The 13,364-nt window shown below is 36.2% G+C and carries 13 protein-coding genes; all 13 read left to right on the top strand.

Translation table 11 applies throughout. The features are described from left to right. Nucleotides 1-113: 113 nt before the first annotated feature. The 13 genes from ribF to BN1226_RS05900 all read left to right on the top strand — a co-directional run bounded on the left by ribF (nt 114) and on the right by BN1226_RS05900 (nt 13,362). Entirely contained in the window at nt 114-1,061 is a 948-nt protein-coding gene (gene ribF, locus BN1226_RS05960; protein WP_044470398.1) for a bifunctional riboflavin kinase/FAD synthetase, read from the top strand. 79 nt (nt 1,062-1,140) lie between these two features. Beyond that, nucleotides 1,141-3,948: an isoleucine--tRNA ligase gene (gene ileS, locus BN1226_RS05955; protein WP_077064991.1), complete on the top strand. Its 2,808-nt coding sequence runs from the start codon at nt 1,141-1,143 to the stop codon at nt 3,946-3,948. A gap of 101 nt (nt 3,949-4,049) precedes the next feature. Next, nucleotides 4,050-4,538 (top strand): signal peptidase II, encoded by a 489-nt coding sequence (gene lspA / locus BN1226_RS05950; protein ID WP_044470397.1) that lies wholly within the window; start codon nt 4,050-4,052, stop codon nt 4,536-4,538. 57 nt (nt 4,539-4,595) lie between these two features. Then, entirely contained in the window at nt 4,596-5,540 is a 945-nt protein-coding gene (ispH, locus tag BN1226_RS05945; protein WP_044470396.1) for a 4-hydroxy-3-methylbut-2-enyl diphosphate reductase, read from the top strand. A 175-nt stretch (nt 5,541-5,715) separates the two neighbouring features. After that, nucleotides 5,716-6,042 carry a ComEA family DNA-binding protein gene (locus BN1226_RS05940; protein WP_044470395.1) on the top strand — a complete coding sequence of 109 codons (327 nt, stop codon included), beginning with the start codon at nt 5,716-5,718 and terminating at the stop codon, nt 6,040-6,042. Between the two features lie 109 nt (nt 6,043-6,151). Beyond that, complete coding sequence (gene rdgB / locus BN1226_RS05935) at nt 6,152-6,751, top strand: RdgB/HAM1 family non-canonical purine NTP pyrophosphatase (RefSeq protein WP_044470394.1); 600 nt, start codon at nt 6,152-6,154, stop codon at nt 6,749-6,751. Between the two features lie 92 nt (nt 6,752-6,843). Then, nucleotides 6,844-7,167, top strand: coding sequence for a YbjQ family protein (locus tag BN1226_RS05930; protein ID WP_005759806.1), 324 nt, complete (start codon nt 6,844-6,846; stop codon nt 7,165-7,167). Then, on the top strand, nt 7,167-8,324 hold the full coding sequence (gene hemW / locus BN1226_RS05925; protein WP_044470393.1) for a radical SAM family heme chaperone HemW: 1,158 nt from the start codon (nt 7,167-7,169) through the stop codon (nt 8,322-8,324). Before BN1226_RS05930 ends, hemW begins: the two co-directional genes overlap by 1 nt. A gap of 288 nt (nt 8,325-8,612) precedes the next feature. Next, entirely contained in the window at nt 8,613-9,272 is a 660-nt protein-coding gene (gene rpiA, locus BN1226_RS05920; protein WP_005759864.1) for a ribose-5-phosphate isomerase RpiA, read from the top strand. 22 nt (nt 9,273-9,294) lie between these two features. Then, entirely contained in the window at nt 9,295-10,524 is a 1,230-nt protein-coding gene (serA, locus tag BN1226_RS05915; protein WP_044470392.1) for a phosphoglycerate dehydrogenase, read from the top strand. A gap of 144 nt (nt 10,525-10,668) precedes the next feature. Further along, nucleotides 10,669-11,715, top strand: coding sequence for an endolytic transglycosylase MltG (gene mltG / locus BN1226_RS05910; protein WP_044470391.1), 1,047 nt, complete (start codon nt 10,669-10,671; stop codon nt 11,713-11,715). A gap of 11 nt (nt 11,716-11,726) precedes the next feature. Beyond that, entirely contained in the window at nt 11,727-12,356 is a 630-nt protein-coding gene (tmk, locus tag BN1226_RS05905; protein WP_044470390.1) for a dTMP kinase, read from the top strand. 13 nt (nt 12,357-12,369) lie between these two features. Beyond that, entirely contained in the window at nt 12,370-13,362 is a 993-nt protein-coding gene (locus BN1226_RS05900) for a DNA polymerase III subunit delta' (RefSeq protein ID WP_044470389.1), read from the top strand. The last annotated feature ends 2 nt before the right edge of the window (nt 13,363-13,364 follow it).

The following is a 13,364-nucleotide window of genomic DNA, read 5'->3' as shown; positions in this document are numbered from 1 at the left end:
AATTTTTAGCGCATTATTTTTAATGCTAGATTCTTACCCACTTTCCTTTAATCTTCCTCAATTTGTGCGTATAATACGGCATATTTTTCTACTTATATTTAATGGAATATGTGATGCAACTTATTCGTGGCATACAGAATTTACCTAAGACATTGACAAGCTGTGCGTTAACCATTGGTAATTTTGATGGTGTTCATTTAGGTCATCAAGCCGTGTTACAACATCTACGTAATAAAGCCAATGCCTTGCATTTGCCAATGGTGGTGATGTTATTTGAGCCACAGCCACGTGAGTATTTTATGTCAATGAATGCTCAGCATGAGCAGGCACCCGCACGTTTAATGCGGTTACGTGATAAATTATATTACTTAAAACAGCTGGGTGTGGATTATGTAATTTGCGTAAAATTCGACCGCACTTTTGCTTCATTAAAGGCAGAATTCTTTATTGAAGATTGGTTAGTGAATAAGTTAAATGTGAGATTTCTGAGTATTGGTGATGATTTCCGCTTTGGTGCAGATCGTAAAGGCGATTTCAGATTGCTTGAAAGTGCGGGTAAAGAATTTGGATTTTCTGTAGAAGATAACCGCACTTTTTTCCTTGATAAGTTACGTATTAGTAGTACCGCAATTCGGCAAGCTTTGGCACAAGATGATTTAGTGAAAGCGGAAGAATTATTAGGTCGCCCTTATAGCATTTTTGGTAAAGTCGTTCATGGTCAAAAATTAGGGCGTACTATTGGTTTTCCAACAGCGAATATTCGTTTACAACGTCAAGTGAATCCTGTGAAAGGGGTTTTTGCTGTACGAGTAAAATGCCCTTGCGGTTCAGTGTTTGAAGGGGTGGCGAATATTGGTCAACGCCCAACCTTAAATGGAGTAGAACAGCGGTTAGAGGTTTATTTATTTGATTTTAATGATGATTTATATGGTAAGACAATTTTAGTCACCCTCTGCCATAAAATTCGAAATGAAATAAAATTTTCTTCTATCACAGCCTTAACAGAACAAATCGCTCAAGATGTGTTTGTGGCACGAGATTTTTTCAAAAGAAATGATTAATTTTGCTTTTATTCATAAAGAAAAAACGATATAACTATCCGATTACAAATTAAATTTTATTACAACGTGGAATATACAAATGTCTAACGAAACAATTGATTACAAAAATACTTTAAACCTGCCTGAAACAGGTTTTCCAATGCGTGGAGACTTGGCAAAACGTGAACCAGGTATGCTAAAAAATTGGTATGACAAAGATCTCTACCAAAAAATTCGTCAATCTTCAAAAGGCAAAAAATCATTTATTTTGCATGATGGACCTCCATATGCGAACGGTACCATTCATATTGGTCACGCTGTAAATAAAATTTTAAAAGATATTATCATTAAATCTAAAACCGCATTAGGTTTTGATAGCCCTTATGTACCAGGTTGGGACTGCCATGGTTTACCTATCGAATTAAAAGTAGAAGGTTTGGTAGGCAAACCAAATCAAAAAATTTCTGCAGCAGAATTCCGTGAAGAATGTCGTAAATATGCACGTGAACAAGTAGAAGGTCAGAAAAAAGACTTTATTCGTTTAGGTGTGTTAGGTGACTGGGAACATCCATATTTAACAATGAACTTTGATACTGAAGCGAATATCATTCGTGCCTTTGGTAAAGCAGTTGAAAATGGCCACTTATATAAAGGCTCTAAACCTGTTCACTGGTGTTTAGATTGTGCATCTTCATTAGCAGAAGCCGAAGTGGAATATGAAGATAGAACCTCTCCTTCTATTTATGTACGTTTTGCCGCAGTTAATGAGAGCTTAGTTGAAAGTAAATTTAATTTAACTGAAAAAGGCAATGGTAAATTATCAGCGGTCATTTGGACAACGACACCTTGGACAATGCCTTCAAACCGTGCTATTGCAATTAATCCAGAATTAGAATATAGCCTTGTTCAATTAGGTAATGAGCGTGTTATTTTAGCTTCTGAATTAGTCGAATCTGTTACTCAGGCTGTAGCTGTTGAATCTTGGAAAGTATTGGGTTCAGCCAAAGGTGATGTACTCGAGTTATTAGAGTTTAACCATCCATTCTATAAATTTAGCGTGCCTTTTATTTTCGGTGATCATGTGACTACTGATGGTGGTACAGGTTTAGTACATACTGCACCAGATCATGGTCAAGACGACTATGTGGTTGCACGTAAATATAATATTGGCATGGCTGGTTTAATCGGTAATGACGGTAAATTTAACTCAAATGCTGAATTTTTTGCAGGTCTCGGTGTGTTTGAATCTAATGGTAAAGTGATTGAAAAATTAGAAGAAACAGGTGCTTTACTTAAATTAGAAAAAATTCGCCATAGCTACCCGCACTGTTGGCGTCATAAAACACCAATTATTTTCCGTGCTACACCACAATGGTTTATTGGTATGGAAACTAAAGGTTTACGCCAACAAGCATTAAATGAAATCAAGAGAGTGCGTTGGATTCCTGATTGGGGTCAAGCACGAATTGAAAAAATGGTAGAAAATCGCCCTGACTGGTGTATTTCTCGTCAACGTACTTGGGGCGTGCCAGTAGCGTTATTTATTCATAAGGAAACTGAACAGCTTCATCCACGTACCGTTGAATTAATTGAAGAAGTGGCAAAATTAGTTGAACAAAAAGGTATTCAGGCTTGGTGGGATTTAGATCCTAAAGATTTATTAGGTGAAGATGCCGTTCATTACAGTAAAGTTCCAGATACTTTAGATGTATGGTTCGACTCAGGATCAACTTATTATTCAGTTGTGAAAGCACGTCCTGAATTTAATGGTAAGGAAGCTGATATGTATCTTGAAGGTTCTGACCAACATCGTGGTTGGTTTATGTCTTCATTAATGCTTTCTACTGCCACTGATAACAAAGCACCTTATAAACAAGTATTAACTCATGGTTTTACTGTGGATGGACAAGGCCGTAAAATGTCTAAATCTATTGGTAACATCGTCACACCACAAGAGGTAATGGATAAATTTGGTGGCGATATTTTACGTTTATGGGTGGCTTCAACTGACTATACTGGTGAAATGACTGTTTCTGATGAGATCTTAAAACGAGCAGCCGATTCATATCGTCGTATCCGTAACACCGCGCGCTTCTTATTAGCAAACTTAAACGGCTTTGATCCTAAACGTGATATGCTCAGACCAGAAGAGATGATTTCACTTGACCGCTGGGCTGTTGATTGTGCATTGCAAGTACAAAACGAAATTAAAGATGCTTATGATAATTACCAATTCCATGCTGTAGTACAACGTTTAATGCGTTTCTGTTCAGTGGAAATGGGCTCATTTTACTTAGATATTATCAAAGACCGCCAATATACGACTAAAGCAGATAGTCTTGCCCGTCGTAGTTGCCAAACCGCTTTATGGCATATATCTGAAGCCTTAGTACGTTGGATTGCACCAATTTTATCTTTCACCGCAGATGAAATTTGGGGGCATTTACCTGGTGAACGTTCTGAATTCGTATTTACTGAAGAATTTTATGAAGGTTTATTTGCTTTAGATACTAATGCAGAATTTGATGATGCTTACTGGCAACAAGTATTAGTTTTACGAGCCGAAGTGAATCGAGTATTAGAACAAGCTCGTAACGATAAACTCATTGGTGGAGCATTAGAAGCAGAAGTCACTCTTTATGCAAATGATGAATATGCTGCATTATTAAATAAATTGAAAGATGAGTTACGTTTTGTACTCATTACTTCAAAAGCAGATGTTCAACCACTTACAGAAGCGGATGTAGAAGAAGGCGAAGTAAAAGGTTTAGCAATTAAAGTGATTCGTTCTGCTAACCATAAATGTCCTCGCTGTTGGCATTATTCTGATAGCAAAGATGCAAATTCACTATGTTCACGCTGTGAACAAAATGTTAACGGTAATGGCGAAGTAAGACACTTTGCATAATCAGTAAAATTTGCGAAATATTGACCGCACTTTTATTACATTGATAACCATTGATCGGGGCGTAGGTATACGCCCTAGATTATTATGTAGGAACGTATTTTATGTCCCAAACTAGAACTGGACTACCTTTTCTTTGGATAAGTGCTTTTGCATTTATTTTTGATTTAATCACTAAATATATTGTTGTGAAAAACATTGAGCTTTATGAAAGCATTCAAGTTTTGCCTATTTTTAATTTAACCTATGTGCGTAATCATGGCGCTGCATTTAGTTTTTTAGCCGATAATAACGGTTGGCAAAAATATTTATTTATTGTGTTAGCAATAGCTATTTCATTTGTATTGGTTTATTTATTATTTAAAAATCATGCTAGTCAAAAATTACAGAATACTGCCTATGCATTGATTATCGGCGGTGCTCTAGCTAATATGGTGGATCGAATCTATCATGGTTTTGTGGTCGATTTTTTAGATTTCTATTGGCAACAGTGGCATTATCCTGTATTTAATGTGGCAGATATTTCAATCTGTATTGGTGCAGGGCTACTTGCACTAGATGCGTTTAAAAATACTGATAAGAAAAAAGCATAATTTCTTTTTTAGCAAACGAATTGATGAGCCAATACAAAAATATCAATGAGTCATAATATGAAAATAATTTTAGCTAATCCACGAGGTTTTTGTGCAGGAGTGGATCGAGCCATTAGTATTGTAGAATTAGCATTAGAAATTCACGGTGCTCCAATTTATGTACGTCATGAAGTGGTGCATAATCGTTTCGTGGTAAATGGATTGCGTGAGCGTGGTGCAATTTTTGTGGAAGAATTAGATGAAGTACCTGATGGTGCAATTGTCATTTTCTCTGCCCATGGTGTTTCACAAGCGGTACGTCAGGAAGCTAAACGTCGCCAGTTAAAGGTGTTTGATGCCACTTGTCCTTTGGTGACTAAAGTCCATATGGAGGTCGCTCGAGCAAGTAAAAAGGGCACAAAAGCGATCCTTATCGGTCATAAGGGACACCCTGAAGTAGAAGGGACCATGGGGCAATATAGCAATGACGCAGGTGGTATTTATCTTATTGAAAGTGTTGAAGATATTTTAAATCTTCCAGTAAATGAGAAAGATGATTTAACATTTATGACCCAAACAACCCTTTCTTTAGATGATACGGCAGAGACTATTAGCACCTTAAAAGAAAAATATCCTGCGATCAAAGGCCCTCATAAGAATGATATTTGTTATGCAACCACTAATCGTCAGCAAGCGGTGCGTGAATTAGCAAAATGTTCAGATTTAGTCTTAGTTGTCGGGTCTAAAAATTCTTCAAATTCTAATCGATTAGCTGAATTAGCCTTACGAATGGGGGTGAGGGCAAAATTAATTGATGGGCCCGAAGATATTCAGCCTGAATGGTTAGAGAATGTTGAAACTATAGGCTTAACTGCTGGTGCTTCGGCTCCAGAAGTGCTTGTTCAATCGGTTATTTCTCATCTAAAAACTTTAGGAGCGACTACGGTAGAAACCCTTGAAGGGCTTGAAGAAAATATGTTTTTTGAAGTTCCAAAAGAATTACGTATTAAAGAAGTTCAATAATAGAGTAAAGGTGAATAATTAATTTCGCCTTTTGTTTATCTGTTTTTTTCCAAAAAAATCTGATTTTTGCGATCTTCCTCGTAAAACTGCGGTGAGTTTCTAGAAAATTTTGCCACCTTCCTTAAAGTAAGGTTTGTTGAATTCTCAACATTGATTAATTAACAAGGAAGTCTTTATGACCAAAATGCAAAAATTTTTATCTTCACTATTTATTCTTGGTTCAATTTTAACTTCTCAGGTGATGGCAGCAGAGAAACCTCAAATGCCAAAAACTGAACAAGTAGAAAAAGCTCCAATGAATATGGAAAATAAGGTTAATATTAATACTGCTACCGCTACAGAAATTAAGAATACTTTAGTGGGAATCGGTATGAAAAAAGCGGAAGCCATCGTGGAATATCGAGAGAAGCATGGAAGTTTTACTTCTATTGAACAACTTACGGAGGTTTCTGGTATTGGGCAAGCTACCTTAGAGAAAAATAGAGAACGTATTCTCTTATAATTTATTTGCTTATTATCGATCCTTTCTCTTATGTACAAAGCGGAATATGAAAAATTCCGCTTTTTTATGATTTCAAGTATAATGAGCAAAAATGGAATAGGAGTCGGTTATGAAACAAAAAGTAGTACTAGCAACAGGTAATAAAGGTAAAGTCAAAGAAATGACAGATGTATTATCTGATTTTGGCTTTGAAGTTATTGCACAAACAGATTTAGGCATTGAAAGTCCTGAAGAAACAGGCTTAACCTTTGTTGAGAATGCATTATTAAAAGCACGCCATGCCTCAAAAATATCAGGCTATCCTGCTATTGCTGATGATAGTGGTCTAGTTGTGGAAGCTTTAGCGGGTGCTCCTGGTTTATATTCTGCTCGTTATGCTGGGATAGAGGGTGAAAATGCTGATGCCGCAAATCGTCAGAAACTATTATCTGAATTAGCTAATGTTCCTGCTGAAAAACGCCAAGCAAAATTTGTGAGTTGTATTGTGATGTTACAACATGAAACCGATCCATCTCCAATTATTGCTGAAGGAGAATGTCATGGTGTTATCATTTTTGAAGAAAAAGGTCCAAATGGTTTTGGTTATGATAGTTTATTTTTAAGTGATGATACCCACTGCACATTTGGTGAATTAGATACAGTAGAGAAGAAAAAAATTTCTCATCGTGCAAGATCATTATCGGTTCTAAAAGGTAAATTAGGGATTTAACCTTTGATGATAAAAGTGCGGTAGGATTTTAGATAATTTTTTATATTATGAGGCTGTTAAGCAGACCTCATTATTTTATTGAGGAAAGTAAAATGATCGTAACCACAACACCAAATATTGATGGTAAACAAATTGTAGAATATAAAGGACTTGTTTTTGGAGAAGTCGTAGCGGGTTCTAATTTTGTCCGTGATTTTTTTGCAAGTTTTACAGATTTCTTTGGTGGACGTTCAGGCGCTTATGAAGCACGCTTAGCTAAGGGACGTCAAGAAGCATTAGACGAATTGCAAGAGAATGCTCGTAAGCTAGGTGCAGATGCGGTGATTGGTGTGGAAGTGAACTATACGTCGATTACCTCAGAAAGTAAAAGTATGTTTATGATTGTGGCAAGTGGTACCGCCGTAGTTACTCGTTAATGGCGTCTTTACTTCTTCCTCCACTTAGCCTGTATGTACATATTCCATGGTGTGTACAAAAATGCCCATATTGTGATTTCAATTCTCATGGGCTGAAGGGCGAGATTCCTGAACAAGATTATATTGAACATCTACTTGCAGATTTGCAAGCCGATATCATGCGCTTTAAAGATAGCCTTCAAAATCGATCATTACATTCTATTTTTATTGGTGGTGGTACACCAAGTTTATTTTCCGCAGAAAGCATTGCTCAATTATTATCAGCTATTCAGCAACTTATTCCATTTCAGCAAGATATTGAAGTGACTCTTGAGGCAAATCCTGGCACCGTGGAGGCAGAACGTTTTCATGGCTATGTCAACGCAGGGATAACTCGAATATCTATGGGTATTCAAAGTTTTTCTAATGAGAAACTGGTGGCACTTGGACGTATTCATAATGTTGTGGAGGCAAAAAGTGCGGTAGAAATTGCTAAAATTTCTGGCTTGAAGAGCTTTAATGTGGACTTAATGCATGGATTACCGAATCAAACCCTTGAACAAGCTTTAGATGATTTACGTCAAGCTATTGAATTGTCGCCACCACATTTATCTTGGTATCAATTAACTATTGAACCGAATACCATGTTTGCATATCGACCACCTAAGCTGCCAGATGATGATGAACTTTGGGATATTTTTGAGCAAGGTCATCAATTATTGACTGCTGCGGGCTATCAACAATATGAAACCTCAGCTTATGCTAAACCAGGTTTTCAATGTCAACATAATCTTAATTATTGGCGGTTTGGTGATTATTTAGCCATAGGTTGTGGAGCACACGGCAAAATGAGTTTTGAAAATGGTGAAATTATTCGTTATTCAAAAACTCGCCACCCTAAAGGTTACTTACGAGGTGAATATCTCTATGAAGAACGTCAAGTTGCAGATGTGGATCGTCCATTTGAATTTTTTATGAATCGTTTCCGATTGTTAGAAGCCGTGCCAAAATCAGAATTTCGAGCCTATACAGGATTATCGGAAAGTACCATAGAGCAACAGATAAATTGGGCGGTTGAACAGAATTATATTATAGAAACTGAAACAACGTGGCAAATTACTGAACATGGTAAGTTATTCTTAAATGAGTTACTTGAAGCATTTTTAGCAGATGAATGACTAAATAAAGGCTGAATTGATTTCAGCCTTTATTTTTATCGAGAATCTTTATACTCTGATTTAAAACTATCTAAGAATTTCACTTGTTTATCGGATTATTTGAGGCTAAAGTAACATACATTCAATAAGCAAACGTTTGCTTATTGTTTTGTAAGTTGTTTTAGTTTCAAATTTCTCTACAATGATTTTAATTGCTGAAGAAGTTTGATGAAGTCTCTTGGCTTTAATTTTAAAAATAGTATGCTTTAAAATAAGAATTAAATTTAACCTAGACCTTAAGGAGCAAATATGGATCAATTAGAGATGAAAAAAGTTGCTGCAAAAGCAGCGCTACAATTTGTAAAACCCGATATGATAGTGGGTGTCGGTAGTGGCTCTACAGTGAATTGTTTCATAGAAGAATTAGGCTCTCTTCGTAATCAAATAAAAGGGGCAGTTGCTGCCTCCAAAGCCTCGGAAGAATTATTAAGAAAACAAGGTATTGAAGTATTTAGTGCAAATGATGTTTCGAGTTTGGATATCTATGTGGATGGTGCAGATGAAATTAACCCACAGAAGATGATGATTAAAGGTGGTGGTGCAGCATTAACGCGTGAAAAAATTGTGGCTTCGTTGGCAAAAAATTTTATTTGTATTGTTGATAGCAGTAAACAAGTTGATGTGCTTGGTACTACCTTTCCCCTTCCTGTTGAAGTTATCCCGATGGCACGTTCTCAAGTAGCCCGTAAACTGGTTTCATTAGGTGGCTCTCCAGAATGGCGAGAAGGGGTAATTACGGATAATGGTAATGTCATTTTAGACGTACATCATTTTACGATTATGAATCCTGTTGAAATGGAAAAAGAATTAAATAATGTCGCTGGCGTGGTTACTAATGGTATTTTTGCTTTAAATGCAGCAAATACCTTAATTGTAGGTACTCCAGAAGGTGCTAAAATTATTAGTTAATAAATTATATAAGGAAGATAAGATGGTTCCAGTATCTTTCGATAAAGATCAAATTAAGTTTTTATTATTAGAGGGTGTTCACCAGAATGCAATTAACGTATTGCAGTCAGCAGGTTATACCAATATTGAATATTATAAAAAGGCGTTATGTCCAGAAGAACTAAAAAAAGCCATTAAAGATGCTCACTTTATCGGTATACGTTCCAGAACAAACTTAACTGAAGATGTTCTTGAACATGCGGAAAAATTGATTGCTATTGGTTGTTTTTGTATTGGTACGAATCAAGTGGCTTTAGAAGCTGCTAAAGAAAAAGGTATTCCCGTTTTTAATGCACCTTTTTCCAATACTCGTTCTGTGGCAGAACTCGTATTAGGTGAAATTTTGTTGTTAATGCGTAATATTCCAAGAGCAAATGCACAAGTGCATCGAGGTGAATGGAATAAATCAGCCGCAGGTTCTCATGAAGTTCGTGGTAAGAAATTAGGGATTATTGGCTATGGTCATATTGGTTCACAATTAAGTATTATTGCTGAATCTCTAGGTTTAAATGTGTTTTTCTATGATATAGAGAATAAATTGCCTTTGGGAAATGCACAGCAAGTTTCATCATTAGAAAAACTTTTAGGATTTTGCGATATTATTTCGTTGCATGTGCCAGAATTACCTTCTACTAAAAATTTAATGAATGCTAAACGTATTGCACAGTTAAAACCAGGTAGTATTTTAATTAACGCTGCACGTGGTTCTGTAGTGGATATTGAAGCCTTAGCAAAAGCACTTGATGAAGGTAAAGTTCAGGGGGCAGCAATTGATGTCTTCCCTGTGGAGCCCGCTTCTGAAGACGAAGTATTTGAGTCACCACTATGCAAATTTGATAATGTGATTTTAACTCCACATATTGGCGGTTCAACGGCAGAAGCACAAGAGAATATTGGTACTGAAGTGGCTAATAAATTTGTGAAATATGCGGATAATGGTTCAACTTTATCTGCGGTAAATTTCCCAGAAGTTTCTTTACCTGAACATAGTTCTGCTAAACGAATTTTGCATATTCATCAAAATAGACCAGGTATTTTGAATCAAATTAATAAAGTGTTTGTAGACCAAAATATTAATATTGCAGCACAGTTTTTACAAACTGATTCGAAAATTGGCTATGTTGTCGTGGATATTGAAACCGATGACAGTGTTGAATTATTGCAAAAATTAAAAGATATTGATGGTACGATTCGTGCACGTGTCTTAGTTTAATTAACCTTCAAGTCAGTTTAAAAAGGAAGAGTTGATCTTCCTTTTTTTCATTCCTAAGCAAGTATAGAAGAGATAAAATTTTATCCTTAGCGCTTATATTTATGGTAATATCTTTGCTAATTATTTATTTAACTTTTATCTTAAATGAAAAAACTATTTCAATTTTTTTTAATTTTATTTGTTATTTTGTTGGGCATCGGCTTTTGGGGTTATAGTAAGATTCAATCCTTAATTAATGAACCTGTTAATATTCAAGCCGATCAATTATTAACCTTAGAACGTGGAACAACGGGACAAAAGCTATTCACCTTATTAGAGCAAGAAAATATTATTACTAATCATCCATTGTTTCCTTGGTTACTTAAATTACAACCTCAACTGAATAATGTGAAAGCTGGCACTTATTCTTTGAATGGAATAACTACCTTAGGGGAATTACTCAGACTGTTGAATACTGGGAAAGAGGCTCAATTTAGTTTGCGTTTTACGGAAGGGGAGACCTGGAGACAAGTGAAGCAATCTCTTTTACATGCTCCTCATTTAACATCAGAACTAAAAGATAAAACAGAAGAAGAAATTTTTACCCATTTTAATGCACTGTTGCCTGAATGGAATGCAGTGAATGAGTGGAAAACATTAGATGGCTGGATTTATCCTGATACTTATAATTACACACCTTATTCAACAGATACCGCATTATTAAAACGTGCTATTGAAAAAATGGTTAAAATTTTAAATAAGGCTTGGCAAACAAGGGATGAAGGATTGCCCTTAAAAAATCCTTATGAAATGTTGATTCTTGCTTCTATTGTTGAAAAAGAAAGTAGTATTTCTACGGAGCGTGGGAAAATAGCCTCAGTATTTCTGAACCGTTTGCGAGCTAATATGAAATTACAAACAGATCCTACTGTTATTTATGGCATGGGGGAAAATTATACAGGTAATCTTCGTAAAAAAGATCTTGAAACACCGACTCCTTATAATACTTATGTGATTGATGGATTACCACCAACCCCTATTGCTATGCCAAGTGAAGAATCTTTAATGGCAGTGGCTAAACCAGAAAAAACAGATTTTTTATATTTTGTGGCAGATGGCACTGGCGGACATAAATTTACACGTAATTTAAATGAGCATAATCGTGCGGTGCAAGAATATTTACGTTGGTTACGCCAAAATAAGGCCCAGTAGAAAGAGATATTATGAACGGAAAATTTATTGTGCTTGAAGGCTTAGAGGGAGCAGGGAAAACCACAGCACGTCAAGCAATTATTGAAGAATTACAATCTCAAGGTATTACAAATTTGGTTTTTACTCGTGAACCAGGTGGGACACCTTTAGCGGAAAAATTACGTCATTTGATAAAACATGAAACGGAAGAGCCAGTGACAGATAAAGCAGAGTTGTTAATGCTTTATGCAGCACGTATTCAGTTAGTCGAAAATGTCATTAAACCTGCATTAGCAGACGGCAAATGGGTAATTGGTGATCGTCATGATCTTTCATCACAGGCTTATCAAGGTGGTGGACGGCAATTAGATCGTCATTTATTAGCCACATTAAAAGAAACGGTGTTAGGTAGTTTTACACCTGATTTGACTTTATATTTGGATTTAGATCCCGCTATCGGCTTAGAACGTGCAAGAGGGCGTGGAGCCTTAGATCGCATTGAGCAACAAGGTTTAGATTTTTTCCACCGTTCGAGAGCTCGTTATTTGGAATTGGTAAAAGCCGATCCTAAAGCCGTGATTATTAATGCAGAACAACCTATTGAGCAAGTAACTGCTGACATTAAAAGTGCGGTCAGAAATTGGCTAAATTCTTTGAAATAAGAGTTGATTCGTGATGGTAAATCTTTATCCTTGGCTACAATCTTATTATAACAAAATAACTACTGCTTTTAGCGAAGGCTATGGCCACCATGCCATATTGTTTCGAGCTGAGCAGGGGCTAGGTGTGCAAGAACTCATTCAAGCGGTAGCAAGTAGGATTATATGTCAGTCAGAGGATAGCCAAAGTAAACCTTGTGGGCATTGTCATAGCTGTCATTTATTTGAGGCAGGTAATCACCCTGATGTTTATCGCTTAGCACCTATTGAAGATAAAGATATTGGTGTGGATCAGATTCGAGAGATTAACCAAAAGGTCGCTCAACATGCACAGCAAGGCGGAAATAAAATTGTTTGTATTGAAGAGGTCAATCGATTAACTGAAAGTGCCGCAAATGCCTTATTAAAAACTTTAGAAGAGCCTCGTCCGAATACCTATTTTTTATTAAACGCTGACTTATCAGCCTCTCTAATGGCAACTATTTATAGTCGTTGTCAGGTATGGATTATTGATACTCCTGTTGAGCAAGTCGCTATCAACTGGTTGCAACAACAATGTACAGCAGAAATTTCAGATATTGATACCGCACTTCGTATGAGCTATGGTCGCCCGTTATTAGCGCTCACCTATTTAACACAAGGGTTACTTGAAAAAAGACGTGAGTTTTTACGTGCGTTTTGGTTGTTTTATATTCGCCGTTCTCCCTTAGAACTATTGCCACTTTTTGATAAAACATTGACATTATCGCAGTTAGATTGGTTAATTGCTTTTTTGTCTGATGCAATAAAATTTAAGCTAAATATTTATGAAGGGTGGATAAACCAAGATTTAGCTAAAGGAGTACAGCAATTTTCAGAACAGCAACAAGTAGTTGGATTATTGAAGGCTATACAGATTATACAAAAAGTGCGGTGGGATTTAATGAAAATTAATGGGGTGAATCAGGAGCTAATTTTATTAGATGGTTTAAGTCGCTTAATTACTGAAGTTTTTGACCCTAAAATTTAAAG

Source organism: Mannheimia massilioguelmaensis (genome assembly GCF_000940515.1).
Classification (GTDB): Bacteria; Pseudomonadota; Gammaproteobacteria; order Enterobacterales; family Pasteurellaceae; genus Basfia; species Basfia bettyae.
This window is presented reverse-complemented; position numbering and strand designations above follow the sequence as displayed.

Excerpts from the sequence above, each read along its gene's own strand:
- ribF (WP_044470398.1), top strand. The coding sequence starts at position 114 with ATGCAACTTATTCGTGGCATACAGAATTTACCTAAGACATTGACAAGC.
- BN1226_RS05900 (WP_044470389.1), top strand. The coding sequence starts at position 12,370 with ATGGTAAATCTTTATCCTTGGCTACAATCTTATTATAACAAAATAACT.
- rdgB (WP_044470394.1), top strand. The coding sequence starts at position 6,152 with ATGAAACAAAAAGTAGTACTAGCAACAGGTAATAAAGGTAAAGTCAAA.
- hemW (WP_044470393.1), top strand. The coding sequence starts at position 7,167 with ATGGCGTCTTTACTTCTTCCTCCACTTAGCCTGTATGTACATATTCCA.
- mltG (WP_044470391.1), top strand. The coding sequence starts at position 10,669 with ATGAAAAAACTATTTCAATTTTTTTTAATTTTATTTGTTATTTTGTTG.
- lspA (WP_044470397.1), top strand. The coding sequence starts at position 4,050 with ATGTCCCAAACTAGAACTGGACTACCTTTTCTTTGGATAAGTGCTTTT.
- tmk (WP_044470390.1), top strand. The coding sequence starts at position 11,727 with ATGAACGGAAAATTTATTGTGCTTGAAGGCTTAGAGGGAGCAGGGAAA.
- ileS (WP_077064991.1), top strand. The coding sequence starts at position 1,141 with ATGTCTAACGAAACAATTGATTACAAAAATACTTTAAACCTGCCTGAA.
- ispH (WP_044470396.1), top strand. The coding sequence starts at position 4,596 with ATGAAAATAATTTTAGCTAATCCACGAGGTTTTTGTGCAGGAGTGGAT.
- BN1226_RS05940 (WP_044470395.1), top strand. The coding sequence starts at position 5,716 with ATGACCAAAATGCAAAAATTTTTATCTTCACTATTTATTCTTGGTTCA.
- rpiA (WP_005759864.1), top strand. The coding sequence starts at position 8,613 with ATGGATCAATTAGAGATGAAAAAAGTTGCTGCAAAAGCAGCGCTACAA.
- serA (WP_044470392.1), top strand. The coding sequence starts at position 9,295 with ATGGTTCCAGTATCTTTCGATAAAGATCAAATTAAGTTTTTATTATTA.
- BN1226_RS05930 (WP_005759806.1), top strand. The coding sequence starts at position 6,844 with ATGATCGTAACCACAACACCAAATATTGATGGTAAACAAATTGTAGAA.